The organism is Nocardia citri (assembly GCF_054065835.1).
In genome coordinates, this window is the sequence record NZ_JBSUQM010000023.1 from 69,006 (window position 1) to 93,712 (window position 24,707).

The window sequence follows — 24,707 nt, forward strand, 5'->3', positions numbered from 1 at the left end:
CTTCGCTTTAGTACATCGCCATGCCGCCGTTGACCGCGGCGGTGGTGCCGGTCATGAAGCTGTTGTCCTCGCTGGCGTAGAAGGCCACCGCCTGGGCGACGTCGGCCGGGATCGCCAGGCGGCCCAGTGGGGTGGCGGCCACCTGCCGCTGTTTCACCTCGTCGTCGAGTACGTGCGACATCCTGGTCTCGGCCACCGGGCCCGGCTCGACGACATTGACCGTGATGCCCTGCGGTCCCAGTTCCTGCGCGAGATACCGGGCGAACTGCGTCAGCGCCGCCTTGGCCGTACCCAGCGCGATCATGCCCTCCCGCGGCCGGCGGCTCAGACCCGTGCCGAGATAGATGATGCGTCCCCAGCCCTGGTCGGTCATGGTGGGTAGCACGGCCTTGGTGACCACATACGCCGCCCGCATCTCGTCGTCGAGTTTGCCGCCCAACTCCGCCCACGTCATGTCCTGGAACGGCTTGATCGCGTACGGGGTGAGCGCGTTGTGCACGAGCACGTCGACACCGCTGCCCCAGGCCGCCCGGATCTGCTCGATCATGCCGTCGACCGCCACCACGTCGCGCACGTCGGCCCGCACGGCCATGGCCCGGCCGCCAGCGCCCTCGATTTCGGCCACGACATCCTTGGCCGCCTGATCGCTGTGCAGGTAATTGACCACAACGCGCATTCCGCGTTCGGCCAGCAGGCGCGCGGTCGCGGCGCCGATTCCGCTGCTGGCCCCGGTCACCAATGCCACCCTGGTCACGATTGGACCTCCTGTTCACGAATTGCCTCATACAGAACCGTGTCGACGGTCATTCGCAGCAGATCGGCCGCGCTGCGATCGAACTTGCCCGGCAACGGCGAGTTCAGCAGCTGGCGCCGCGCCGCGGATGATCTCGCTGAGCAGTTCGGGTGGTGTCGACCGCAGCCCGTGCCGGTACAGGTCGTCGAGCCGTCGGTAGACCACTGCGTCCATCCGCTGTGCCACGTGCTTGCGCAGCACCGCGTCGCCCGCCCGGTTCCCGCTGAGCCGCGCCGATGCGCCCGAGTTCGCTGCACGTCGCGTATCGGAACCGCTGCACCTGCTCACCGAACGGCCGGCCTTCGGTCTCCTCGGCCGCCGCGACCAGCGTGCGCTCGACCGCCCCGAACAGCCGGTCCAGCACCGCGGTTATCAGGCTGTGCTTGTCCGGGAAGTGCCGGTAGATCGTCTTCTTACTCGTCCCGAACTCACGGGCGAGGTCGTCCATGCTGACCCGCCCGAGCCCCGGCGCGAGGAACAGTCGGCTGGGCAACTCCTGCCGCCAGCCGCCGGACAGCGACCGGCTCGATTCCGAGGTCAGCCCAGCCGGGCGCACAGCAGCCAGGCGGGAACCGATTTGCGGCCGTTGGGTTCGTCGCGGATGCCCTCGAACCGGAACGTCGGACCGCCGGGAGTGAGCCCGATGTCGCCTGCGGGCAGATTGCCATGGATTCGCGCCGGCCTGATCTCATCGACCACCCAGTACTTCTCCACCGCCTCGCGAAGTTCGTCGGCGGTGACCGGCGAAGGCCCCGGTACGGGTGCTTCGGGCAGGGCGGCGCGGTCGAACACCAGCGCGAAATACGATGCGCCCGGCGCGGCGGCGCGCACGATCGACTGCTGGTAGCCCGTCCGAGACTCGACCGGGATCGAATGGAATAGCGTGCTGTCGACGATGGTGCCGAAGCGGCCGTCGTAGCCGGTGAAGGAGGTGATATCGGCGACGTCGAAGGAGGCGTTGGCCAGGCCGCGCCTGGCCGCCTCGGCGCGAGCGAGCTCGATCGCGGTCGGCGACAGATCCAGTCCCACGGTGGTGTAGCCGCGCTCGGCCAGATACAGCGAGATCGCCGCTTCGCCGCATCCGACATCGAGGACGTCGCCATGGAATTTGCCCTGCTCGATCAGCGTGGCGAGTTCCGGTTGGGGTTCCCCGATACTCCACGGCGGTTTGACGCCCGGCCCGAACGGGCCGCCCGTGCCTTGGTAGACGGCTTCGAACTCGAAATCATCCGGCGCAGTCATAGCATATGAGTATCAGTGACTTCGGTGTCTGTCAATGTCGTCGATGGCGCTAGGGGTAGGGCCGGGTGATGGTTCGTCCGTGCCCTGTTCGGCCTCGTTGTGGAGCTGATCGCGGATCAGAGCTTCGGGTGTGAATCCCGCTTTCCCCGCGGCCCGTCAACCGAAACAAATCGGTGCTGCGCCGGTCGGGGCAGGTCGGAGGGGCCGTGATCTCGGGCGAGGTCGCATAGGGCCGTCGACGTGGCATGGTGCCTGCGGGACTGTGATCTCGGGTGATTCTGCCGCTACCGCCCCCGGTTCAGCTAGCTAACAGCAAACGGAGCCTGGCCCAGATTCGCGTAGAACCGATCGCGCTCGTTTAGGGTGGGGGTGGTGAGGTCGCAGAGTCGATGATGCGTGCACGGCGGTACGTTCCGTGGTTGTTTCCACCGAATCGAAAGGCGCTGCATAGCAATGGATTTGACGCAGATCGAGTTACTGACCGAGTTGGAGCCGGTAGTCGCGGCCAACGTCGACCGGCACCTGGCGACGGCGAAGGACTGGTGCCCGCACGATTATGTGCCATGGGACGAGGGCCGCAACTTCGCAGCAATGGGTGGCCAGGATTGGGATCCCGAGCAGTCGCGGCTCTCGGAGGTCGCCAAGGTCGCGATGATCACGAACCTGCTGACCGAGGACAATCTGCCCTCCTATCACCGCGTGATTTCCGAGAACTTCTCGCAAGCGGGTGCCTGGGGCACCTGGGTCGGCCGCTGGACCGCCGAGGAAAACCGCCACGCCATCGCCATGCGCGACTACCTCGTATGCACGCGTGCTGTCGACCCGGTCGCCCTGGAGAGCGACCGGATGGTGCATTTGACCCGAGGTGTACACGCACCGGAGGGCTTCAGCGGTGTGCTCGATCAGGTCGCGTATGTGACGTTCCAGGAGTTGGCCACCCGGGTCAGCCATCGCACCACCGGACGAGTCTGCGACGACCCGATCGCCGACCGGATGCTGCAGCGCATCGCGGCCGATGAGAATCTGCACATGATGTTCTATCGCAACATCACCGGTGCCGCGTTCGACATCGCTCCCGACCAGACGATGGAGTCCGTGACCAAAATCGCGAAGACGTTCGCCATGCCGGGCACCGGTATGCCGAACTGGCGTCGCAATGGCGTGTTGATGGTCAAGCACGGGATCTACGACCTGCGTCAGCATTTGGATGAGGTGTTGTTGCCGGTGCTGCGAATCTGGAACGTCTTCAAGCGCACCGACTTCACCGCGCGCGGTGAGCGCAGCCGCGAAGAACTCGCCGAATACCTCGACAAACTCGGTCGCGATGTCGTCCGCTTCGAAGAACAACGCGCCCGCATTCTCGCCCGCGAGGCCGCGCGAGTCGGCTAGCACACCGTGTGTCGCAATCATTCGCGACCCACCCGACTGTGACATCCTGCCGGACGCGACGGAGATAGTTCGACCGCCGCGATCCACTGTTGCCTGAGTTCGCTGGCCCGGCAGTCGAGTTCGGCGTACCGCAGGGCGACCACGCGGCAGTGCGAGTGATATCGAGTGAGCAGTGCCGAAGCCGATCACCCGGGCGGTCACAGTGAACGCGCCCAGGCCTGGGTAGGCGATGCCGTTGACCGACGAGTCGACGATCGCGACGCAGAGTTCGGTACCGCAGGGGTCCGGCGTGGGTGATCAGCCGAGGCTGAAGGGTTGGCCCCATAGGGTTTCGGAGTCGTCCATGACATTGTCGTGCACGGTGACCGTGGTGTAGGCACGGGCTTCGGCGGCGCCCGCGCAACCTTCTACGGACAGCGTGTGATCCACGTACTGGGTAATGCCGGATGTGCCGGTGAAGGTGTAGTCCTCGATTTCCTTGGTGGCTACCTTGCCGGGCTTCAACTGGACGCTCAGGGACGGATCGGCGTAGGGCGAGATCCCTGAATTGCCTGCGGTACCACCGGCGTAGCCGCCCGCGGTGATGCCGCCGCTGCCGCCGCCACCGTCGCTGTCGTGGCCACCGTTGTCCGCACCAGCGGGTGCGTCGGCCTTCGGTTTGGGCGGCGTGTCGCCACTGCCGTCCGCGTGTGTGCCACTGCCGAGGTCGACCTGGCAGCCCACGAGATAACCGGTCTCGATCCGACCGCCGGTGACCGTGATACCCGCGGGCACGGTGATGTGTACCGATGTCACGCCGGATACCCACGCATTGCGGGAAAGTGGGCTCGCGGCCATCGAACCGGAGATCGTCGCATGTTCACCGGTGCGGTCGACGGCCACGACAAGGCCGTCTTGGGTGGTGAACTGGTCGTGGCCATCGGGCAGGGGTATCGAGGTATCGGCTTGTGCCGCACCGGATGTCGCCAGCCCGACGGGCAGGAATGCACACGTCATGAGCACGGCGCACACTGAACGGCGCATTGCGCTGTTCCTCTCGTTCGATCGCATTACGCCGCTCATCCGACGCTGAACGGGTCGCCGTACAGCGTCACTTCGGCCGAGCCTTGGTCGTTGGTCACTGTCAGGGAGCTGTACGCGCGCGCCTGCGCGTACCCGCCGCATCCACTCAGCTGGATGCCACGATTGCGGTAGGCGATGCCGACCGCACCCGCCGCGGGGTCGAGTTTCTTGGTGCCGAATTTCACTACCGCGACGCCACCGGGCACCAGTTTGATACTCGGATTCAGTTCCGGCGATACCGAGCCGGGCGAGACGTAGACATCGCCGCCGAGCGACAGCCCGCCGGACAGGTCGACCTGGCAGCCGATCAGATAACCGGTCTCCAGACTGCCTGCCGTCGCGCCCGGCGCCGTCGCGTATGCGGTCGCGGACAGCTGCGCCGTGCGGGACATGCCGTTGGCGGCGAGAGACTGGGAGATGATCGCGGTTTCACCAGTCCTGGTCAGATCCACCGGAATACCCGTTGCCGTTGTGAAGGCCTGTTCGCCGTCGGGCAGCGGTACCACCGTATCCGCGCGCGCGAACCCAGCCCCGAGCATCAGCAGCGCTAATCCCACGCTCATACCGGCCGACCACCGACCGGCGCCATAGATCACCCTCATCAAACCTCATCCTCGACCGCCAGCAGCTACGGCAGAATCTCGCACACAAATCTGAGCGTCAGCTGGGAATCAGCAGTGTGGTTGCTGTCGAACGGAAACCGCCTGGGGTCAACGCGCTGACAACTGGCTCTTGATGCGGCACGCGCCGGGCAGCGCGCCCGCGATATCACAACTATGGTGTGGGCGTGCGGATTCGACGGTGGCGGCTCGCTTACCTGGGCGCCGAATACGCGGCACTGTTCTTCGGCGGGGCAATGGCATACAACGCGGTATTGCCGGGGAGGCCGCCGATTCCAGCGCTGCTCGCGTTGACGGTCGGCGTCACCGGTTACCTGCGGCGCTCGTCGGACTTCGACCGCGCGACGCTGTGGCGAAATTGTTGGCGGCCAACTCCGATGTATCAGGTCGTCGCTACCAGGAACTGTTCCGCACTCGGTGGTCGCAGACCGTCTGTTCTGTCGGCGAAGTAGCGCTGGGTCAGGATGGATGTGGAAATATGTTGTGCCGCTGCGAAACCTGCTGCCTCGGCCAGCTCGATCAATTCGTCGGGGCTGAACAGGCTGCGGAATGGCACGCCACTTGCGCGCGCGGCATTCTCGACGGCCTCGCGGATCGCGCGTTCCTCGGCATCCAGTAGGTCCAGCGGCAGCTGGAAGGTCATGGCCAGGGTAGAGCCGGGGGCCAGGGTCGAGATCCGCTGCAGCGTCTGGATATTCGCAGCGCGAGTGAGATACATGGAGACGCCGGTTTCGGCGACCACCGCTGGAAGCGACGGGTCGAATCCCGCGGAAATGAGCTGGTCCCACCAGGATTCGGCCTCGAAATCGACCGGGACCAGCCGCAGCCACTGGGGAATTCCGAAGCCGAGTTCGACCAGCCGCCGCCGCTTCCATTCCTGCGGGCCCGACTGATCCACCTCGAATACTGTTAGACCGGAAGCGATTTCGGGTCGGCGCTGAGCGAACGTATCGAGCCCGGCCCCGAGGACGACGTACTGATCGACACCGCGCGCCGCCTGCTCGACCACCAGATCCTCGACGAAACGGGCGCGCGCAACGACGCACGCGCGCGAGAGGCTGGTCGTCTCGGGATCCATATCTCCCCGGGCGTGCCACCCGTCGTCGGGGTCGATCAGTCGCAGCCCGATCTCGTCTTCGAGCACATGCGGGGCCGGATCGATCTCGACATGCAAGGCGCGCCAGAGCGCCACGCGCTCCGCCGTGCTCTCCGGGCCGATGACCTGTTGCATGGTTCAGCCGACCTTTCCGACCTGCAGACTCCACACCCGGCCATCCGGGTCGCGGACTGTCATTTCCGTTGTCCCGTAATGGGTTTCCTCGAAAGGTGTCACCACCTCGACATCGCTGCTCGGCCGGAACGCATCCGGTTCGGTCACCGTCAGCACGAGCTGCGTCTGCGGGGTCTGGCTGCGCGGAATCTCGGCGATGAATACATACGGACCGTCGCCGTTGCGGAACAGTCCGGAGTTGTGGTCGGTGGTGAATTCGGGTTCGAAACCGAGCGCCTGAAAGAACCGGGCCGCCTTGCCCCAATTGTGCGTCTCGACGAAAACGCCTGCAATGCCCTGCGTCGTCATATCGTCTCTCCTTCTCGCGCTCACGGTTGCTGATCATGGGCGTCGTCGAGGTATCCGCGCAGTGCCTCCGCGACCAATGCCGACAGCGACATGCCGGACTCGATCGCCCGGAACTTGACCTGCTTGATCAACCCCACCGGCAAATACACGTTGAACTGCTTCACATCCTCGTCGCCCACATTCCGATGCTAGCATTCTAGAAAGCTAGTAACAAGATCATCGTGCGTTGGTGGCGGCCAACGTCGACTGGTACGCGCAACCAATGCATGCCGCTGTTGATCAGACGGAGTGTGGGGGCATGCGGCGGGCCGCGGGACGGCGCGATAGCTTGATCAGGTGATCAAGAGTTCGGATTCCGCGACGGCGGGGGCTTGGCGGGCAGGTGACGGCGTCCCGGTGACGTTGCGGGAGGCGACGGTGGCATGGGCCTTCGCGGCACATGCGGAGCTGTCCGAGATCGCCACGGAGTACGGGAACTTCATCACTGTGGACGAGTTGGCCGAGCGGGTGCAGGAAGCGTCCGGGGTGCACACCGGTGCGCCGACGCGGACCTGGATGGAGGCCATTCTGCGCAAGGTCGCGCGGCGTTGCCACAATGCCGGCGATCCGCCGCTGACCTCGCTCTGTGTGCGGGGGAACCACACCGTCGGTGACGTCTACAAGTACGTGCTGGAACTCGCCGGGCTGCCGATCCCGAAGGACCTCGAGTCGCATGCCGCCTATGCCCGGTGGCAGTGCTACGAACACCACGGCGCCACCATGCCCGACGAGCCGACCGCCCCGCCGCTCACACCGAAGGTGGCGGACCGTCGCTCGGCGAATACCACTGCGCAGGAGGCCAAGCCCGAGCCTGCTCGCGCCGCCGTGTGCCCCCAGTGCTTCATCCAACTACCTGCCAGCGGAACCTGCCAGTACTGCGTGTAGCGCGGCTCGCTGGTCCGGCGGAACTGTCCATTCGCGTCTGGTCGGCGACAGATGGGCGGCGCGGCGCCGACCCACCTCGGCCGAGCGCACGTCGATCCGGGAAACCGGGTATTCAGCGCCGAACGCTCAATGTGCCCACCATGAGCGCGTGATATCGGCAGTAGAACGGATGTGCGCCGATTTCATCGGGCGCGGTGAAAGTGATGGTCTGTCCAGGGCCGATCTCGTGATCGAAGAGGCCGGGGCGTTTGCTGGTGATGCTGTGCTGCACCGAATCGAGGTTGACCACGGTGAGCACCGCGCCCGGCGTGATCGGAGGCGTGCCGGTGTAGTTTTGGTGTTCGATGGTGATCGTGACGGCCGGTATCGGCGCGGGACCGGACCACGGGGGCGCGGCGCTCTCCTCCGAGGTGCCGCACCCTGCCGCCCATGCGACGGTGAGCAAACCGATCGCCATCCGATGCCGCCACGGGCAGGATCGAGTGCTGTCCACGTAAACCGGCTGCCCACAATTCGCGCCGTCATGCTCGTGCCTGGCGACGACCTTGGGCATCGCACGCTTCGACGGCGATCTCGACGGTGGTGTGCGCATGGCCTGGTGCCGCGCCGGTATCGTCGGGCAGGTGCAGCTGATAACCGACCGGAAGAGTTCGGCGTGGTAGTGCTCTGGGTGGGTATCGGTCTGGTCGCCGCAGCGGCCATGGTCGTCGCGAGTGCCAATATCGGATTGTGGCTGATATCGGCCGGATATCGGTCCGGCCCCGCGGCCGCGCCGACGGTCCCGGTGGTAATCGTGCCGGGTGCGAAGGTCGGACCCGATGGTGCGCCGATGGCCTATATGCGTGGACGACTCGATGTCGCGATCGAACTGGTGCGGACCGGAAAGGTACGCGAGATTCTGGTGTCCGGTGACGCAGCGGGCGCCTCGGGCGACGAAATCGCTTCGATGACCAAGTATCTCGTGGGCCAGGGCATCGATCCGGCGATTGTGCGCGCCGATGGCGCAGGGTTGTCGACTCGGGCGACATGCGAACGAGCCAAGAACCTGTTCGGCATCGACCGCGCGATCATCGTCACCCAATACCAGCATCTGCCACGAGCGGTCGCATTGTGCCGCGGTGCGGGCATCGATGGTTACGGTGTCGTCGCATATTGTGAATGCAAGCGAACAACATTGGTGCGCAACACGATTCGTGAGTGGCTGGCCGCGCCCAAGGCAGTCGCCGCCCTGATCTGGCGCTGATCCCGCCTCGCGCTGCCGAATGCTCGGTAGTACTGGAAACCACGGGTTACCGCGTCGCCCATAGTGCGAGTGCAAGCGAACAATATTGGTGTGCAACGCTATTCGTGAATGGTTGGCCGCGCCCAAGTGCATGTCGCCGCGCTGATCGCCAGCCCTATGGGGGGTCCGGCAGCGCTGGATCCATCGGATCGACCGGACCGCCGGGATTCGGGATCGGTGGTGGTCGCATCGGATCCGGACTCGGCCGAGGATCAGGCAGCGGTGGCTCTGGTTTCGGGCCCGGCTGCGGCGGTGGTGGTGGTGTCGGCTCGGGGTGTGGAACGGGACCAGGCACTGGCGGTATCGGATCGGGGCCGGGACCGGGCACCGGATCGGGGCCGGGCTGCGGTGGTACCGGATCCGGATCGGGGCCTGGTACCGGATCGGGGCCGGGTGCCGGATCGGGGCCGGGTGCCGGTGGTATCGGGTTGGGGCCGGGTGCCGGATCGGGGCGGGGTTGCGGCGGAATCGGATGCGGCAGCGGACTTGGCATCGGCTGCGGATACGGTTCCGGCTCCGGAAGCGGCTCGGGCCCGGGTACTGGTTCCGGCCCCGGTTTCGGCGGCACCGGATCCGGGATCGGCGTCGGTGGCACCGGGTCCGGAATCGGTGTCGGCGGGATCGGGCTCGGATTCGGTGGCACGGGACGAGTCATGTGCATTCCTCCTCGGCACAGCGGTACCCATCCGATTGCGGGTGAATCAGTCGAACGTCCGACGGCCGCGCCGTGACCAGCCGTGACGGGCGAATGCCGGGGTGTTCGCTTCCCTGATCGGGCGACTCCGCTCGTTCGGATGATCGAAACCGCTTGACCGGCTGCGGGTTCGAGCCAGCTCAACGGGCCCGCCTGACCAGTCTGCCTCGCCTGACGCACTCAATTGGTTCGCGTTGCGTATCCCGGCGGTAGCTTGTCCGGCGGACAGTTGATCACCGTATCGTCGTCGAGCTCCCGGGATTCCAGGAAGGTGATGCGCCCGGACGAGCCGACCAGAGTCAGCGGGTAGGTCGGTCCCTTTTCACGATCGGCGATGATCGCCTCGAGATTGTCCTCGCATCGGGTGAGGGTGCTCTCGGGATAGTCGAGCATCCACTGCGGGTAGGAGATCGTGGTGTGCACCCGACGCTCGCCGAGCCAGATGATGAGCACCGTGGTGGCACCGGTCGGCTCCACCCACGCGATCTTGTACAGATCGTCGTTGAGCTGGACCAGCTTCGCCGCCTGACTTTTGGACCAACGCCCGAACATCGGTCCCATCAGACATCGGTATTCGATAGTCTGCGGGTTCCGCACATACAACTCGAATTTCCAGCCGTTCTCGTAGGCGTAGATGAGGTGTTTGCCGACAATTCCGGAGAGATCGCCGGTTAGTGCCGAGACCGTGATCGCTGACTGCCGCGCGCTCATCGGTAACTCCTCTCGGTCGACCAACGCGGTCGAGACCTGCGTCTTTGTCGTCAGCCTAGTCACTCGACCGAGCATTGCGACCGGTTTGCCGGGAACGGCGCGATCATGGCCGCGCGGCCGCGTAGAGGACCAATCTCGACGCACCGCGCCGAAGCAGTTGGGCGATCGGGATCCGTGGACGCGGGAGATGCCCGCGCCGCAAGCGTTGCCCGCCGACCTCATCGCGGAGGGCCACACCATCCCGGTGGCCCGGGTCCAGGCTATGCATGAGGGCAAGCGCCGGGCCCGGGCTCGTAGGCAGAGTTAGTTTTTCAGGGCTCGATGACAGTATGGAAGTGCGCGGCCCCGTCGGTGATCGCGTAGACAGTGACCAGGGCCCGGAACTCGACGCCGTCAGCGGTGACGGTGCAGACCTCGCTCGCGCCGATATCGGCACCGAGGGAGTTGGGGCAGTGCACGCTCTGCGGTGTATGCCCGGTCTGATCGGTGAAGTCGACGGCGACCTGCCGGGCGAGCTGTGAACTGGAGATCGCATCGGTGTCGTCGTCCATGTTCCAGCCCACGGTGGCTCGGGCGAGGCTGCCGAGTATGCCGACGACGAGTATGACGATCAGCAGGGTCCGACCGCCGCTGGACAGCACCAGCGGGCGGGTGGGCGACTGCGCGGGCGGTTCGGTCAATGCCGGACCGGATACCACCGCCCGCTTATCGCCGAAAACGCCCATCAGGTACGTCGGTGTCAGCAGGTAGGTGTAGGCGGATACCCGCATCTCGGTGCGCAGCACCGCCGAGCTCGCCTCGAAGATCGCACCGGGCATCCGGCCGGTGATCAGGACGATCAGCCACAGAATGAACGCGATGATGCCCCATCCGTAGGTGAGCCAGGCCGACAGCACCAGGATCGGAAAGGCCAGGATGAGGCGGAAAAGCACCGCAAGTCGGTTCAGTGGCGTCGGCGCGGGGAACTGCAGGCGGACCGGGTAATCCGGCGCGGTCCAGGCGAACGGTGGGTAGTCGTCGACCAGCAACATGAGGTAGCCGTATACCCGCGCGGTGTAGCCGTAGTATCCGCGCAAGAACTCGCCGCACCAGTCGGGCAATCGACCGAGCACCAGTGCACCGAACCAGCCGCAGACGCTCACCACGAAGGCGGCGATGCTCAGCGCCCAGAGCACGATCAGCTGGGGTATCGCCAAGAGCAGCCGCAACAGAACGGTCCAGCGGCGGTGTCGCTCCGGTGGAAAGATATCCAGTTCGACCAGTGGTTCGCTGTTGGTCGGCGATCCCTCGTGCATTACCACGGCGACCCACTCACTTCCTTCGTCCAGTGGAATTGTCCAGAACTCGGATGAGCGAGATCGAATGTAGCTCGTAGTTTGCCGATAGATCGGTAACCGCGCCGACCGCGGCAGCTCCAGTGCCTGACGACTCTCTGTTAAGCGATCTTGAATAGTCTCCGAACAGGCGCGACGACCGGCTGCCCGACCACGGCAGTGAATTCCGGATACCGGTCGAGACCGCGCCGGGATGGAAGGCGGTGACCGTCACGCCGGTGCCCGCCAGCCGATCGGCGAGTGCGCGCGCATAGCACATTGGTCAATTCGGCTCGGCTGTATGCCTTTTCGCCCGAATAGCTGGTGCGGAACCCGCGATAGTCGAAATCGAGGGTCGCGCCGTAGCGCATCACCGAGGACGTGAACAGAATGCGGTGGCGCCGACTGGAAGTCCCGCCCTGCCGACGCCAGGCCATTCAACACCAACCGACCATTGGGTTTTGTGTGTCGGGCCACACGCGCGACCCTTTTGCTCTAGCGTTGGCGAGGTTGCTGCCGAGAGGGGTTGTCGATGCGTACGGGGATGCTGGAGCTGGCGCAGTTGCGGGCGCACGTCGAGGCCGGGGAGATCGACACGGTGCTGGTGGCAATGACCGATATGCAGGGCCGTTTGCAGGGAAAGCGTTGTGCGGCAAGGTTTTTCCTGGACGAGGTGGTCGGGCACGCGACGGAGGCGTGCAACTATCTGCTCGCCGTTGATGTCGATATGGCCACTGTCGACGGTTATGCGATCTCGTCCTGGGAGACCGGCTACGGCGACTTCGTCCTGCGGCCGGATCTGAGCACGTTGCGGCTGGTGCCGTGGCAGCCGGGAACCGCGCTGGTGCTGTGTGATGTCGAGCATGTGGAACCAGCGCGTAAGCCGGTCACGGTATCGCCGCGGCAGATACTGCGGGCGCAGTTGGCGCGGCTGGCCGAGCGTGGACTGCGCGCTTATGTCGGTACCGAACTCGAGTTCCTGGTCTTCGACGAGAGCTACGAGCACGCTTGGAACTGCGGCTATCGCGATCTGCGGCCCGCCAACCAATACAACGTCGACTATTCGATGCTGGGGACCGCACGCGTCGAGCCACTGCTGCGTCGCATTCGCAATGAAATGGCCGGTGCGGGACTGTATGTCGAATCGGCGAAGGGCGAATGCAATCCGGGGCAGCATGAAATCGCGTTTCGCTACGACGAGGCACTGGTGACCTGCGACAACCACAGCGTCTACAAGAACGGCGCCAAAGAGATTGCTGCCCAAGCGGGGCGCAGTCTGAGCTTCATGGCGAAATATAATGAGCGCGAGGGAAATTCGTGCCATATCCATATCAGTCTGCGCGCCGAATCGGGTGCGCCGGTATTCGCGGGCGACGGCCCGCATGGCATCTCAGCACTCATGAGGCACTTCCTCGCCGGGCAACTGGACTGTCTGCGCGAGCTCACCTATCTGCTGGCACCGAATATCAACTCCTATAAACGATTCGTATCCGGTAGCTTCGCGCCGACCGCGCTGGCCTGGGGACGCGACAACCGGACCTGCGCGCTGCGCGTGGTGGGCGAGGAGCTGTCCCTGCGGATGGAGAACCGGATCCCGGGCGGGGATGTGAATCCGTACCTGGCCGTCGCCGCGACCATCGCCGCCGGATTGCACGGTATCGAGCGCGCGCTCCCGCTCGAGCCGGAGTTCCATGGCAATGCCTACCGGTCTCAGCGCCCACGAGTGCCACGTACGCTGCGGGAAGCGGCGCAATTGTTCGGCGAGAGCAAGGTGGCACGGACGGCGTTCGGCGACGACGTGGTGGATCATTATCGGAATGCGGCACAGGTCGAGCTGGACGCCTTCGACGCCGCTGTCACCGATTGGGAGCGAATCCGTGGTTTCGAACGGCTCTGAGGAGATCCGTCCGGTCATCGGCCTGCCGACCTACCTGGAACAGGCCCGATTCGGCGCCTGGGATGTGCCGAGTGCGGTACTGCCGTCCAATTATGTGGAGCTGGTCGAGCGCGCGGGCGGCATCCCGGTGCTGCTGCCACCGGCCGGTGTGGCGCGCGCCGAGCTGGTGGATCGGCTCGACGGACTGGTGCTCACCGGCGGCGCCGATGTCGATCCGGCACGCTATGGCGCACCGCCGGATGTGGCCCTGGGACCACTGCGCACCGACCGCGACAATTCCGAATTCGAGCTGCTGGCCTTGGCGCGCACTGCTGGTATGCCGATCCTCGCGATCTGTCGTGGCCTGCAACTGGTCAATGTCGCGTGCGGCGGCACCTTGATCCAGCATCTGCCGGATCTGCTCGGCCACGACGGCCATTCCGGTACGCCCGGCGGCTTCCACCCGAACCGGGTGACGACGGTGCCGGAGAGCCTGGTCGCCACCATCGCCGGACCGGAGGTGGAGGTGAATTGCCATCATCACCAGGCCGTCGCCACCGTGGCCGAGGGCCTGATCGCGACCGCACATGCGGCCGACGGCACGATCGAGGCGGCGGAGGCGACGGACGGTCCGTTCCTGGTGGGTGTGCAATGGCATCCCGAGGCGGATGCGACCGATACGCGGCTGATGCGAGCATTGGTCGAGGCGGCGGCCACCTATCGAAGGGAACGGAATTCGTGACGACAACGCAGGTGGTCAACCCGGCGACCGAGCAGGTCGTCACGACACTCGAGCTGGTCGGTGCGGTGGAGACCGATGCGGCGATCGAGCGGGCACAGCGGGCCGCGGCCGATTGGCGCGCGGTCGCGCCGGGGGATCGGGCGCGGCTGCTGCGTCGATTCGCCGAAACCGTCGACGCGAATCGCGAGCAGCTGGCCCAGCTCGAGGTCGCCAATGCCGGACACACCATCGGCAATGCGCGCTGGGAGGCGGGCAATGTCCGTGATGTACTGCACTTCGCCGCCGGTATTCCGGAACGCTTGCTGGGCAACCAGATTCCGGTGGCGGGCGGGGTCGACATCACCTTCCACGAGCCGCTCGGGGTGGTCGGGGTGATCGTGCCGTGGAACTTCCCGATGCCGATCGCGGCATGGGGGTTCGGGCCCGCACTGGCCGCCGGGAATACGGTGGTGCTCAAGCCTGCCGAGCTGACACCACTCACCGCGATCCGCCTGGGTGAGCTCGCGCTCGAAGCCGGTGTGCCGGAAGGGGTTTTCCAGGTACTGCCCGGCAAGGGGTCGGTGGTGGGGCAGCGGTTCGTGACCCATCCCGCGGTGCGCAAGGTCGTCTTCACCGGGTCCACCGAGGTGGGCAAGGAGATCATGGCCGGATGTGCGCGCCAGGTGAAGCGGGTGACGCTCGAATTGGGCGGTAAGAGCGCGAATATCGTTTTCGCCGACGCCGACCTGGAGCGTGCGGCGGCGACCGCACCCTACGGAGTTTTCGACAACGCCGGGCAGGATTGCTGTGCGCGATCGCGGATCCTGGTGCAGCGCAGTGTTTTCGACCGATTCCTGGAAATGCTGGAACCCGCCGTGCGCGGTGTTCGAGTCGGTGATCCATCGGCGGAATCCACCGAAATGGGGCCGCTGATTTCGGCCGCGCATCGTGCCCGAGTGGCCTCGTTCGTCGAACCGTCGACCAAGGTCGCATTCACCGGCACGCAGCCCGACGGACCCGGATTCTGGTATCCGCCAACGGTTGTGCTGCCTGACGCGCCATCGGATCGGGTGCTCACCGAGGAGGTGTTCGGGCCGGTGGTCGCGGTGGTTCCGTTCGAGCACGAGGCCGATGCCATCCGCATCGCCAATGACACCGAATACGGCCTGTCCGGCTCCATCTGGACCAATGATGTCGGCCGCGCGCTGCGGGTGTCGCGCGGTGTGGAAGCCGGGAATCTGTCGGTGAATTCGCATTCCTCGGTGCGGTATTGGACGCCGTTCGGCGGTTTCAAACAATCCGGGCTCGGCCGCGAACTCGGCCCCGATGCGGCACTTGCCTTCACCGAGACCAAGAACGTCTTCATCGCCACCTGATCAAGGAGATATGTTGCAGCGCTTACAGGATCGAGTCGCCGTCGTCACCGGCGGCGGGAGCGGAATCGGCCTGGCCACCGTTCGCCGGTTCACGGCCGAGGGTGCCAAAGTCGTCGTCGCCGATATCGATACCGCCGCGGGCGAGGCCGCGGCCGGCGAAGTGGGCGGCCTTTACGTGAAGGTAGACGTCACCGACGAGGCCCAGGTCGAGGCCATGTTCCAGACCACCGTCGACACCTACGGCGGACTCGATATCGCCTTCAACAATGCCGGAATCTCACCGCCGGACGACGATTCGATTCTGACCACCGGTATCGAGGCCTGGCGTCGAGTGCAGGAGGTCAATCTGACCTCGGTGTATCTGTGCAGCAAGTACGCCATCAACCACATGTTGGAGCGGGGGAAGGGCTCGGTGATCAATACCGCGTCGTTCGTCGCGGTCATGGGTGCGGCGACCTCGCAGATCTCCTACACCGCATCCAAGGGCGGTGTGCTCGCGATGAGTCGTGAGCTCGGAGTGCAGTTCGCGCGGAACGGAATTCGGGTCAACGCACTGTGCCCCGGACCGGTGAACACCCCGCTGCTGCAAGAGCTGTTCGCGAAGGATCCGGAACGTGCCGCGCGCCGCCTCGTGCACATCCCCGCCGGACGCTTCGCCGAGCCGGAGGAGATCGCCGCGGCCGTCGCATTTCTCGCCAGCGACGACTCCTCGTTCATCACCGCATCGCAGTTCCTGGTGGACGGTGGCATCTCCGGCGCGTACGTCACGCCGTTGTAAAGGTACGGTTGATTGGGGCGGATTACTGAGCGGAAAGCCAGGATTCGCGATACATCGCCGATCAGAGGGAGGCTCGTGAGATGAGTACGGAAGATGGGCTATCGCCCGGGTTGTTCAGTCACGACGCCGTGTCGACGGAACAGTCGGTGCAACCCGACATCGGGGGTGCGGATTTCCGCCCGGTGTTCAGCCGCGGTGACGGCAGCGCGCCCGGATCATATCCGCAGCTGGATCAAGGGAATTGAGTTTCGTATAGCGCCGAATGCCGTACGGCGCTATGCCCAGAGCGATAGCGCGGATGGGTAACGCCACGGCGTTCGCTGTGCCGGCCGCCGGACGACGGATTGATGTCGTCGCGTTGGATGGATTGGCCGAGGTCGGCATTGGTGATTCGAGGGGAGCGGGGATCCGGCCATCCTGAGACAGGCTGCGGATGTGTTGCGCGCGTCGATCGTTGAGGGCGACCTCGGGCAGCGGGTGATGTCCGGCAGGCAGTAGTCCGACTGCGGGGCGCGGCCGGGATGTCCCGGGCTCGTTACCGGCGCCGACTCTTCGACCGGACGGGCGGATCCAGCGGGTGGCCGAGGCACGCCGATGCCCGTCGCCGCACACCGAAACTCGGCGGCGCGCTCCTACGTCGAAGAGCCCAAGACGGCCTTCAGGGAAGGTGCATCAGCTGACCGGCGAGCGTGAACAGGCGGCGGGCGAGCCGCATGACAGGGAGCCCCAGCGGAATGAGGATCAGCGTCACGCACAGCACCGCGCCGACGAGCCAAACCACGGCCGCGAGGATCCCGACTACCGTGCCGAGCACGGCTGTCACAATCCCCAACACCACGCCGAGCAGGCCCTTTAGCAGTTGCATTATGACCTCCTGTGCATTATGATCTCCTGCCCCCATTCTGCGCTCTTTCGAGCGCGGGGCCGAGTTCCAGCCGGATCATGTCCGGGCCGTGCCGGGGCCGTCTCGTCCGGCTATTGGCAAAGTTCCGGCGCTGCAGCCGTGTCGAATGGGATGGCAGAACCTGGCGGCTCCTGTCGTAGCCCGGATAGGGTATGCACCGGCCCGTGCGTGGGATGCGTGCCTAGACTGACGGGCGAGAAGGAAGGACCGCTGATGAAGCGAAATCTGAACTGCCCCTGCGGCGAACAGATCGTCGGGACGGATGAGGACGACCTGGTCGAGAAGACCAAGGCGCATCTCGCCGAGAACCACCCGGGACACGACTATTCCCGGGACGAAATTCTGTTCATCGCCTACTGATTCACCACACCCGGCTTTTCGTAACCCGCGCTTGCCGGGACGAAAAGCCGGGTGGGTGGGTTACTTGGGGGAGCCGAGGCGAGCGCCACCGTCCACCCGAATCACCACGCCGGTGGTGAAGGTGTTGTCGGTGAGGAATTCGATGGCCTTGGCGATATCGTCCGCGCCGCCGACGCGGCCGACCGGGGTTTGTGCCCCGATTCCGGCGAACACCTCGGCGCGGGCATCCTCGGGGAGAAAGTTCCACCATTCGGTGTCGATCACACCCGGGGATACGGCATTCACGCGGACCGGTGCCAGCTCGACCGCGAGGACGGGGACGATGGCCTCGACACTGGAATTTACGGCGGCCAGTGCGGCGGTCGTCGGCATGGCACCGCCCGCGGATGCGGCGGAGACCAGCGTGATGGATCCGTCGTGTGCGAGGTGGGGCAGCGCCGCCTGAATGGTTGCGACGTGCGGCAGCAGTTTGCCCGAGACGTGGGCCTGCAGGTGGTCCAGGCGGAGTTCGCGGAACGGGGTGGTGCCCGACGGTCCGGTCACGGTCACGACCACATGGTCGACCGGGCCTACCTCTGAAAACAGTTGCGCCAGTTCATTTTCGGCGCGTGCGTCGACCACCTTGCCGGTGACCTGCTGGCCCAGGTCGGCCAGGGCGGCGGCCAGTCGTTCTTCGTTGCGTCCGGCGATGACGACCTCTGCGCCGTGCTCGGCGAGTCGGCGAGCGGTCGCCAGTCCGATTCCAGAGGTTCCGCCGACGATGACGACTTTGCTGCTCACGACCGGGCCTTGCCGACGCTCGGCTCCGTCGTGCGCAACGCGCGCTGTGGCATGGTTCGCTCGCTGACGCTCGCTCACAAGATCCTCCTGAAGTGCGAATCACGATGATTTTCGAACCATCGTGCCTCGTTAATATATTCGAGGCACGGTGTCTTGTAAAGTGAGCCGCATGACAGGCACCCGGGGCCGACCCCGCAGCGAGGACGCCAGACGCGCTATCCTGCGTACGGCGCTGGAACTCTGCGAGCGCGACGGCTATCAAGACCTGACCATCAAGGCCATTGCGGATGGGGCGGGCGTCGGGCGGCAAACGGTCTACCGCTGGTGGCCGGATAGGGCGTCGATTCTGATCGAGGCGCTGATCGGGTTGGCCGAAGAGCATGCGGCGCTGCTGGTTCCGGATGAATCGGTAGAGGTGCTAGTCGCGGTCGAGCGCCTGCTCGCGGCCACTTTCGAACTCACGCAGAAAGTGACGGGTCAGGCGCTGGTCGGCCTGATGGCGGACGCGCAGCGTGATCCAGACCTATCCAAACGATTGCAGGACACCGTGATCGGCCCGCGACGAGCGACTCTGCGCGCACTGCTCCAGCGCGGTGTCGACGCCGGAAAGCTGACCGCGGCGGTCCCGCTGGATCTCGTCGTAGATTTCGTCTTCGGTGCGATGTGGTACCGGCTGCTCAGTCACCACGCGCCGGTGAACGCCGCCCTGGCGAAGGACGTCACGAGCAGCGTCGCCGCCATGCTCGCGCCGTGAGATCCAGATTTAACGTCGCGTAACCGGAGTGAAACCTCGTGTGATGACACTAGGTGAAGCAGTGTGACGCTAGACACCTTACGCCACAGACACTTCAGCGCTAGGGCGGGATCGGCGTTTGCCTGCCTGCGTGCGCAGATGAGGTAGCGCAGAATCATGTCACCGTACCCTGACTGGCTCAACTCCGGGGACAACACCTGGCAGTTGGTCGCCGCGACACTCGTCGCTCTGATGAGCATTCCGGGTATCGCCGTACTCTACGGCGGTATCGTACAAAGAAAATGGGCCGTCAATACCATCCTGATGGCCTTCACCGGTTTCTCCGCGGTCCTGCTGGTCTGGGTGCTGTGGGGTTTCAAAATGGGTTTCGGTGAACCACTGAAGCTCGGGCCCGGCATTCTGCGTGCCGCGGTCGGTGTGCCGCACACCATTCTCGGCAGCGATAACCAGAACCGGGCCATCATCCCGCTGCTCGACGGCCTGATGCCGAAGCTCAGATTCTCCGAAACCACGCTGGCGTATTTTCACTTCGCCTTCGCCGCGATTACTCCGCTGCTGTTCCTCGGCAGCGTGATCGGCCGAATCAACTTCAAGGTGTGGTTGCTGTTCGTCCCGCTGTGGACCACCTTCGCGTATACGGTGAACGCCTTCCTGCTGTGGGGTGGCGGTTGGTGGGCCTCGATGGGCGCGCTGGACTACAGCGGCGGCTACGTCATCCATTTGGCGGCTGGTACAACGGGTTTCGTTGCGGCGGCCGTTATCGGACCACGCCTGGCCAGGGATCGTGAGCGAGCCGTGCCGAACAATCTGCCGATGGCCGCGGCGGGCGCGGGCATTCTGTGGCTGGGCTGGAACGGATTCAATGGCGGCGATATGTATTTCGGCGGCGCGAATGCCTCGCTCGCCGTATTGAATACCAATCTGTGCACCGCGGTGGCCGTGTTGACGTGGGTGTTCTGGGATATGGCAGTGGGGCCGCAGCGCAGGCCCAACTTCCTCGGCGCGATCAACGGCATGATCGCCGGACTCGTCGCCATCACACCGGCGGCCGGTTTTGTGAACAGCTTCGGCGCGATGATCATCGGTGTCATCGCGTCGACACTGGTATGGCTGTCCTGGAACAAATTGGGGCACACCAAATTGTTCCGCAAGGTCGACGACACGCTCGGCGTATTCCACACCCACGGCGTCGCCGGTCTGGCCGGAGGTCTGCTGGTCGGCGTACTCGCCGATCCGCACGTCATCGTGTACCCGGGCAATGGCAATGGCGTTGCCGACGTGGCGTTTTCGGGCTGGTTGTACGGACATCATCCGAAACAGCTGCTCTGGCAAGCAGGGGCCGCGGTGACGGTGATCGCATGGGATGCGTTCGTCACCTTTGTGATCCTGAAGATCTTGGGCTTGTTCATGAGTCTGCGCATGCCGGACCACGTGTTGGAGACCGGTGACGTCGCGGCCCACGAAGAAGAGGCCTACCCGGACGAGACTCTGGTCTTCGCCCATGTGGGGACCCTCCCCGCGGCGCCCGCCCTGCCCAAGCAGGCACCGGCCAAACGATCGGGCGCGGCGCCCGGGAATCAGGCGACCACGTGAATGCCACCATCCACCTCCAGCGCAGTGTCGGGTACGGCATCGAGGACCCGATGAGCCCAGGTGACGGCGTCGACGCGAAACTCATCACGTTGGTGCTGCCCGCGAACCTCTTCGACCAGATCAAGCAGGCGTTGGCCGTGTTCGGCGTGCGACGGATGGTGGTGTGCCAGGTCTACCGGGTGGACGACCGGGGCAGCCGGGTCGAACGCTATCGCGGCCAGCAGTTCGTCAGCGATGTCGAGGCCGGGCTGCGCATCGAACTGCTGGCCAAGAACGACGACGTCGCCGATCTGGTCCGGTTGATCGATCGGATCGGCGAGGATGCCGGGCCGTCTGGAATTCAGATCTGGATAATCGACGCGCGCTCGCTGTGATTGCTCCTGGTTTGGACGGCGAAGGCTCCCCGGCTCAGGCTGCCTGGTGCTTGCCACCGTCGCGCTGGAGTCGCACGAATGGTCTATGCCCGAGTCGGTGACGGTTCGGCTCGATATCCGCGGCCCTGTACGCGGTCGCGGCCAGCTGCTTGTTCCGGCGGCGATCGTGCCAGTGCGAGGTTCCGAGCGACGGCCGATAGCGAACTGCATTCGTCGCCGAAAAGGCAGTTGTGACCAGTATCACATTCACTGTCGATGTCGCAGGTGGCGGCGGGCCCATCACCGGCTTGGCGGGTCCGCCGCTTGTTTGCCCAGTTCGGAACCGGGGTATCGGTCTATTCCGTGTCTGCATCCGGAAATCCGGGTTGGGCCGGTCGAACGAATCGAGGCCCGTAACCGGGGCCGGTGAGGAGGCGGATGTGACGGATCGCGAATCGGAGAAGATGACGCTACGTCGCTCGGTCGCCGCCTCGGCGATGGGTAATGCGACCGAATGGTTCGATTACGGCGTCTACGCCGCGACCGCCACCTACCTCACCGACGCATTCTTCCCGGGCGAACTCGGCACCCTCGGCACCATGCTCGGCTTCGCCATCTCCTTCCTGCTGCGCCCGCTCGGTGGCATGGTCTGGGGACCGCTCGGCGACCGTCTCGGCCGAAAAGTCGTGCTGGCCACGACAATTCTGCTGATGGCCGGTGCGACCGGATGCATCGGCCTGCTGCCGACCCATGCCCAGATCGGTTGGTTCGCACCGGTTCTGCTCATCGCCCTGCGCGTCGTGCAGGGCTTCTCCACTGGTGGCGAATATGGCGGTGCCGCAACATATCTGGCCGAATGCGCGAACGACCGCAAGCGCGGATTCTTCGGTAGCTTCCTGGAATTCGGCACTCTCGGCGGATTCGTCGGTGGCTCGGCGGTCGTGCTGCTGTGTCAGCTCATCTTCGGTTCGGACGCGATGCACGATTGGGGTTGGCGGGTGCCGTTCCTGTTCGCGGTGCCGCTCGGCCTGATCGGCTGGTACCTGCGCTCGCATCTGGACGAGTCGCCGGTATTCACCGAGGTGGCCGAAAAACCGCACCCGCCGGGCGGTCTGCGCGAGGTCCTGACCACCTATCGCCGCGAAACCCTGACACTCGTCGGCCTGGTCGTCGCCCTGAACGTGGTGAACTACACGCTGCTCACCTATCAACCGACATACCTGCAGAACACCATCGGCGTCGGTGAATCGACCACCACCGCGATGATGCTGATCGGGCAGACGGTGATGATGATCGTGCTGCCGTTGTTCGGCAGACTGTCCGACCGGGTGGGCCGTCGCCCGCTCTGGCTGGTGTCGCTGGTCGGACTGGCGATACTCGCGTTGCCGATGTATTGGCTGATGGGGCAGGGAACCGGTTGGGCCATAGCCGGATTCATCGTGCTCGGACTGCTGTATGTCCCTCAGCTGGCGACGATCAGCTCGACCTTCCCGGCGATCTTCCCGACCCATGTGCGCTATGCGGGTTTCGCACTCGGCTACAACATCTCCACCGCCGCGTTCGGCGGTACCGCACCGCTGGTCAACGAGGCCACGATCGAAGCGACCGGCTGGTCGCTGTTCCCGGCCGCGTACATGGTCGGCGCCAGCCTGATCGGTCTGCTCGCCTGGTCGTTCCTGCGGGAGACCGCGGGTACTTCGCTGCGCGGCACCGGCGTTCCCGATGCTCAGGCGGCGCCACAGATCGCGGCACGAACCGCGGTCTGAACCGGGCATTAGCCGACGGCACCGCCATCAGCGCCCTACCGCACCTAGCCTTCGTCACCGTCGTCTACGGGCCAAGAGTCCTCGATGATCAGGCGGCCGGATTGCATTGCCCGCGTGTACTGTTCGGCGATCGCGGTGATGGGGTAGGTGGGCCAATAGGAGATGGCGCCGGTGGGTTTGTCGATGACGCAGACCGAGCCGCCGATGGTCGGAGGTAGCGGGGGGTTACGTGGGTCGATACCGGGTGGTGGCGAGAAGATGGCGACGACCACGAACCCCGCATCGAATTCGGTGAGCAGGTTGCTGATGCCGTCATCGGTGGGCAGGTAGTGGTCGGCGATACGTTGTGCCTCGGCGAGATCCACCGGAATATTCGCCTCGGTGGGGTAGGCGTGGATATCCATGACTGAGAACTTAGCGCGAAGCACGCCTTCTTCTTGCCTGGCCGAGAGCCATCCGACGAACCCGCCGCCGCCGATTCGCGGCAGCCGATATCGGAGCTGTTCGCCGCCGAATTGGTTTGAGCACGAACTGAATACGACGAGAGCCCGACCGACCCTGTCTCCCCCGAAGACAGGCCCGGTCGGGCTGTAACAAAGATGCCTCGGAGGACTTGACAAGGCGTTAAAGGATCCTGAATAGCGATGTGTCAAGTGTGTCAGTGCCGCTTGGCGCCGAGTTGGGCCAGGAATTCGGCATTGGTCGGGGCCTGGCGCAGGCCCTCCAGCAGCAGGTCGATGGTCTGCTGACCGTCCACTGCGGCGAGGGTGCGGCGCAGCAGGTGGGTGGCCGCCAATTCGTTTCCGGTGAGCAGCAATTCGTCCTTGCGGGTGCTGGATTGGGCGATATCGATGGCCGGGAAGACCCGGCGGCCGGCGGTCGCGCGATCCAGCTTCAGCTCGGCATTGCCGGTGCCCTTGTACTCCTCGAAGATCACGGTATCGGCCAGCGAGCCGGTTTCGACCAGGGCAGTGGCGATAATGGTGAGCGAGCCGCCGTTCTCGAAATTTCGTGCGGCGCCGAGGAATTTCTTCGGCGGCGCGAGCGCGGCGGCATCGATGCCACCGGAGAGGACGCGCCCGGAGGACGGGGCGGCGTTGTTATAGGCGCGGGCCAGGCGGGTCAGCGAGTCGAGCAGCACGACAATGTCTCGCCCCATTTCGGCCAGGCGCTTGGCATGTTCGATGGCGAGTTCGGCCAGTGCGATCTGCTCGCGCGGAGTTTGATCGAAGGTGGCGGCGGCGGTATCGGCGGGCACCGATCTGCCTAGATCGGTGACTTCCTCGGGACGTTCGCCGACCAGTACGAGCATCAGTTCGCACTCCGGGTGGTTCTTCGCGATGCCGTGCGCGATCGCTTGCAGCACAGAGGTTTTGCCCGCTTTGGGCGGCGCGACGATGAGGGCGCGCTGCCCCTTGCCGATGGGCATGACCAGGTCGGTGACCCGGGTCGTCATGGCATGCGGTTCGGTCTCCAAGCGCAGCCGCTGGTTGGGGTAGATGGGGACCAGGTCCTCGAAGTGCGGACGGGCCGTGGCGCGCCGCGGATCCTGTCCGTTGACCGATTCGACACGGACCAGCGGGTCGAGCTTGCCGCTGCGTGCCGGCTCGGCGGCGCCGATGATGAAATCGCCACGGCGCAAACCGAATTCACGGATCAGCCGGGGCGGTACGTGCACGTCCTGCGGGCCGGGGAGGTAGCCCTCGACCCGGAGGGTGGCGGCACGGTTGTCGGCGAAATCGAGGATGCCGCTGACGGATCGTACGGGGTGCGCAGCGCTCTCGGCTGCCGCATCCCCGTTTTGTGATACGGGAAATGTGTTGTCTTTCATGGTTTT

29 protein-coding genes and 1 pseudogene are annotated in these 24,707 nt (G+C 65.1%); 15 read left to right on the forward strand and 15 right to left on the reverse strand.

What is annotated here, in order from left to right; translation table 11 throughout:
• Window positions 1-7 precede the first annotated feature (7 nt).
• From ACW2Q0_RS24875 to ACW2Q0_RS24885, 3 genes are all read right to left on the reverse strand, one after another.
• Complete coding sequence (locus ACW2Q0_RS24875) at window positions 8-754, reverse strand: SDR family NAD(P)-dependent oxidoreductase (protein WP_457193318.1); 747 nt, start codon at window positions 752-754, stop codon at window positions 8-10.
• 103 nt (window positions 755-857) lie between these two features.
• Complete coding sequence (locus tag ACW2Q0_RS24880; RefSeq protein ID WP_457193319.1) at window positions 858-1,349, reverse strand: TetR/AcrR family transcriptional regulator; 492 nt, start codon at window positions 1,347-1,349, stop codon at window positions 858-860.
• On the reverse strand, window positions 1,331-2,035 hold the full coding sequence (locus ACW2Q0_RS24885; protein ID WP_457193320.1) for a class I SAM-dependent methyltransferase: 705 nt from the start codon (window positions 2,033-2,035) through the stop codon (window positions 1,331-1,333). The genes ACW2Q0_RS24880 and ACW2Q0_RS24885 overlap by 19 nt, the downstream gene beginning before the upstream one ends.
• A gap of 447 nt (window positions 2,036-2,482) precedes the next feature.
• Here ACW2Q0_RS24885 and ACW2Q0_RS24890 point away from each other — a divergent pair, with 447 nt between their 5' ends.
• Window positions 2,483-3,424, forward strand: a complete 942-nt coding sequence (locus tag ACW2Q0_RS24890) for an acyl-ACP desaturase (protein WP_457193346.1) — start codon at window positions 2,483-2,485, stop codon at window positions 3,422-3,424.
• Between the two features lie 297 nt (window positions 3,425-3,721).
• On the opposite strand, the gene ACW2Q0_RS24895 is transcribed toward ACW2Q0_RS24890, so the two are convergent.
• From ACW2Q0_RS24895 to ACW2Q0_RS24915, 5 genes are all read right to left on the reverse strand, one after another.
• Entirely contained in the window at window positions 3,722-4,447 is a 726-nt protein-coding gene (locus ACW2Q0_RS24895; protein WP_457193321.1) for an MspA family porin, read from the reverse strand.
• 35 nt (window positions 4,448-4,482) lie between these two features.
• Window positions 4,483-5,088: an MspA family porin gene (locus ACW2Q0_RS24900; RefSeq protein WP_457193322.1), complete on the reverse strand. Its 606-nt coding sequence runs from the start codon at window positions 5,086-5,088 to the stop codon at window positions 4,483-4,485.
• 400 nt (window positions 5,089-5,488) lie between these two features.
• The gene (locus tag ACW2Q0_RS24905) at window positions 5,489-6,337 is read right to left on the reverse strand and encodes a class I SAM-dependent methyltransferase (protein ID WP_457193323.1); all 849 of its coding nucleotides are present in this window, start codon (window positions 6,335-6,337) and stop codon (window positions 5,489-5,491) included.
• Window positions 6,338-6,340: 3 nt separating this feature from the next.
• Window positions 6,341-6,685, reverse strand: a complete 345-nt coding sequence (locus tag ACW2Q0_RS24910; protein ID WP_457193324.1) for a VOC family protein — start codon at window positions 6,683-6,685, stop codon at window positions 6,341-6,343.
• A 20-nt stretch (window positions 6,686-6,705) separates the two neighbouring features.
• Window positions 6,706-6,864 (reverse strand): CopG family transcriptional regulator, encoded by a 159-nt coding sequence (locus ACW2Q0_RS24915; RefSeq protein ID WP_364393553.1) that lies wholly within the window; start codon window positions 6,862-6,864, stop codon window positions 6,706-6,708.
• Window positions 6,865-7,021: 157 nt separating this feature from the next.
• Between ACW2Q0_RS24915 and ACW2Q0_RS24920 the strand changes: the two genes are divergently transcribed.
• Window positions 7,022-7,609 carry a hypothetical protein gene (locus ACW2Q0_RS24920; protein ID WP_457193325.1) on the forward strand — a complete coding sequence of 196 codons (588 nt, stop codon included), beginning with the start codon at window positions 7,022-7,024 and terminating at the stop codon, window positions 7,607-7,609.
• Window positions 7,610-7,721: 112 nt separating this feature from the next.
• On the opposite strand, the gene ACW2Q0_RS24925 is transcribed toward ACW2Q0_RS24920, so the two are convergent.
• Complete coding sequence (locus tag ACW2Q0_RS24925) at window positions 7,722-8,162, reverse strand: hypothetical protein (protein ID WP_457193326.1); 441 nt, start codon at window positions 8,160-8,162, stop codon at window positions 7,722-7,724.
• Between the two features lie 102 nt (window positions 8,163-8,264).
• Here ACW2Q0_RS24925 and ACW2Q0_RS24930 point away from each other — a divergent pair, with 102 nt between their 5' ends.
• Window positions 8,265-8,852, forward strand: a complete 588-nt coding sequence (locus tag ACW2Q0_RS24930; RefSeq protein WP_457193327.1) for a SanA/YdcF family protein — start codon at window positions 8,265-8,267, stop codon at window positions 8,850-8,852.
• Window positions 8,853-8,960: 108 nt separating this feature from the next.
• A complete protein-coding gene (locus tag ACW2Q0_RS24935) occupies window positions 8,961-9,632 on the forward strand; it encodes a hypothetical protein (protein ID WP_457193328.1) in 672 nt (223 codons plus the stop codon).
• 133 nt (window positions 9,633-9,765) lie between these two features.
• Here the strand turns inward: ACW2Q0_RS24935 and ACW2Q0_RS24940 are convergent, their stop codons facing one another.
• A complete protein-coding gene (locus tag ACW2Q0_RS24940) occupies window positions 9,766-10,296 on the reverse strand; it encodes a phenolic acid decarboxylase (RefSeq protein ID WP_457193329.1) in 531 nt (176 codons plus the stop codon).
• A gap of 145 nt (window positions 10,297-10,441) precedes the next feature.
• Between ACW2Q0_RS24940 and ACW2Q0_RS24945 the strand changes: the two are divergent.
• Window positions 10,442-10,603 (forward strand): annotated as a pseudogene (locus ACW2Q0_RS24945) (ATP-dependent DNA ligase); the annotation flags it as partial.
• A 4-nt stretch (window positions 10,604-10,607) separates the two neighbouring features.
• Here ACW2Q0_RS24945 and ACW2Q0_RS24950 read toward each other — a convergent pair.
• Complete coding sequence (locus tag ACW2Q0_RS24950; RefSeq protein WP_457193330.1) at window positions 10,608-11,591, reverse strand: DUF4389 domain-containing protein; 984 nt, start codon at window positions 11,589-11,591, stop codon at window positions 10,608-10,610.
• Window positions 11,592-12,141: 550 nt separating this feature from the next.
• Between ACW2Q0_RS24950 and ACW2Q0_RS24955 the strand changes: the two genes are divergently transcribed.
• From ACW2Q0_RS24955 to ACW2Q0_RS24975, 5 genes are all read left to right on the forward strand, one after another.
• On the forward strand, window positions 12,142-13,506 hold the full coding sequence (locus ACW2Q0_RS24955; protein WP_457193331.1) for a glutamine synthetase family protein: 1,365 nt from the start codon (window positions 12,142-12,144) through the stop codon (window positions 13,504-13,506).
• Window positions 13,487-14,227, forward strand: coding sequence for a gamma-glutamyl-gamma-aminobutyrate hydrolase family protein (locus tag ACW2Q0_RS24960; protein WP_457193332.1), 741 nt, complete (start codon window positions 13,487-13,489; stop codon window positions 14,225-14,227). The genes ACW2Q0_RS24955 and ACW2Q0_RS24960 overlap by 20 nt, the downstream gene beginning before the upstream one ends.
• Complete coding sequence (locus tag ACW2Q0_RS24965) at window positions 14,224-15,582, forward strand: aldehyde dehydrogenase family protein (protein WP_457193333.1); 1,359 nt, start codon at window positions 14,224-14,226, stop codon at window positions 15,580-15,582. The genes ACW2Q0_RS24960 and ACW2Q0_RS24965 overlap by 4 nt, the downstream gene beginning before the upstream one ends.
• Window positions 15,583-15,592: 10 nt before the next feature.
• Window positions 15,593-16,360, forward strand: coding sequence for a 3-oxoacyl-ACP reductase (locus tag ACW2Q0_RS24970; protein WP_457193334.1), 768 nt, complete (start codon window positions 15,593-15,595; stop codon window positions 16,358-16,360).
• Between the two features lie 80 nt (window positions 16,361-16,440).
• Complete coding sequence (locus tag ACW2Q0_RS24975; protein WP_457193335.1) at window positions 16,441-16,605, forward strand: hypothetical protein; 165 nt, start codon at window positions 16,441-16,443, stop codon at window positions 16,603-16,605.
• Between the two features lie 413 nt (window positions 16,606-17,018).
• Here the strand turns inward: ACW2Q0_RS24975 and ACW2Q0_RS24980 are convergent, their stop codons facing one another.
• Entirely contained in the window at window positions 17,019-17,225 is a 207-nt protein-coding gene (locus tag ACW2Q0_RS24980) for a hypothetical protein (protein WP_433762116.1), read from the reverse strand.
• Between the two features lie 252 nt (window positions 17,226-17,477).
• Here ACW2Q0_RS24980 and ACW2Q0_RS24985 point away from each other — a divergent pair, with 252 nt between their 5' ends.
• Window positions 17,478-17,624: a DUF1059 domain-containing protein gene (locus tag ACW2Q0_RS24985; RefSeq protein WP_063721623.1), complete on the forward strand. Its 147-nt coding sequence runs from the start codon at window positions 17,478-17,480 to the stop codon at window positions 17,622-17,624.
• Window positions 17,625-17,684: 60 nt separating this feature from the next.
• Here ACW2Q0_RS24985 and ACW2Q0_RS24990 read toward each other — a convergent pair whose 3' ends face one another.
• Window positions 17,685-18,404 (reverse strand): SDR family oxidoreductase, encoded by a 720-nt coding sequence (locus ACW2Q0_RS24990; protein ID WP_457193336.1) that lies wholly within the window; start codon window positions 18,402-18,404, stop codon window positions 17,685-17,687.
• Window positions 18,405-18,573: 169 nt separating this feature from the next.
• Here ACW2Q0_RS24990 and ACW2Q0_RS24995 point away from each other — a divergent pair, with 169 nt between their 5' ends.
• The 4 genes from ACW2Q0_RS24995 (at window position 18,574) to ACW2Q0_RS25010 (ending at window position 22,870) form a co-directional block, all read left to right on the forward strand.
• The gene (locus tag ACW2Q0_RS24995) at window positions 18,574-19,158 is read left to right on the forward strand and encodes a TetR/AcrR family transcriptional regulator (protein WP_457193337.1); all 585 of its coding nucleotides are present in this window, start codon (window positions 18,574-18,576) and stop codon (window positions 19,156-19,158) included.
• Window positions 19,159-19,314: 156 nt separating this feature from the next.
• Window positions 19,315-20,751 carry an ammonium transporter gene (locus tag ACW2Q0_RS25000; RefSeq protein ID WP_457193338.1) on the forward strand — a complete coding sequence of 479 codons (1,437 nt, stop codon included), beginning with the start codon at window positions 19,315-19,317 and terminating at the stop codon, window positions 20,749-20,751.
• Window positions 20,748-21,125 carry a hypothetical protein gene (locus ACW2Q0_RS25005; protein ID WP_457193339.1) on the forward strand — a complete coding sequence of 126 codons (378 nt, stop codon included), beginning with the start codon at window positions 20,748-20,750 and terminating at the stop codon, window positions 21,123-21,125. The genes ACW2Q0_RS25000 and ACW2Q0_RS25005 overlap by 4 nt, the downstream gene beginning before the upstream one ends.
• 443 nt (window positions 21,126-21,568) lie before the next feature.
• On the forward strand, window positions 21,569-22,870 hold the full coding sequence (locus ACW2Q0_RS25010; RefSeq protein ID WP_457193347.1) for an MFS transporter: 1,302 nt from the start codon (window positions 21,569-21,571) through the stop codon (window positions 22,868-22,870).
• Window positions 22,871-22,914: 44 nt separating this feature from the next.
• Here the strand turns inward: ACW2Q0_RS25010 and ACW2Q0_RS25015 are convergent, their stop codons facing one another.
• Entirely contained in the window at window positions 22,915-23,274 is a 360-nt protein-coding gene (locus ACW2Q0_RS25015) for a hypothetical protein (protein ID WP_457193340.1), read from the reverse strand.
• Window positions 23,275-23,528: 254 nt separating this feature from the next.
• Window positions 23,529-24,707 (reverse strand): transcription termination factor Rho, short form (locus tag ACW2Q0_RS25020; protein ID WP_457193341.1); only part of this gene is annotated, 1,179 nt, incomplete at its 5' end.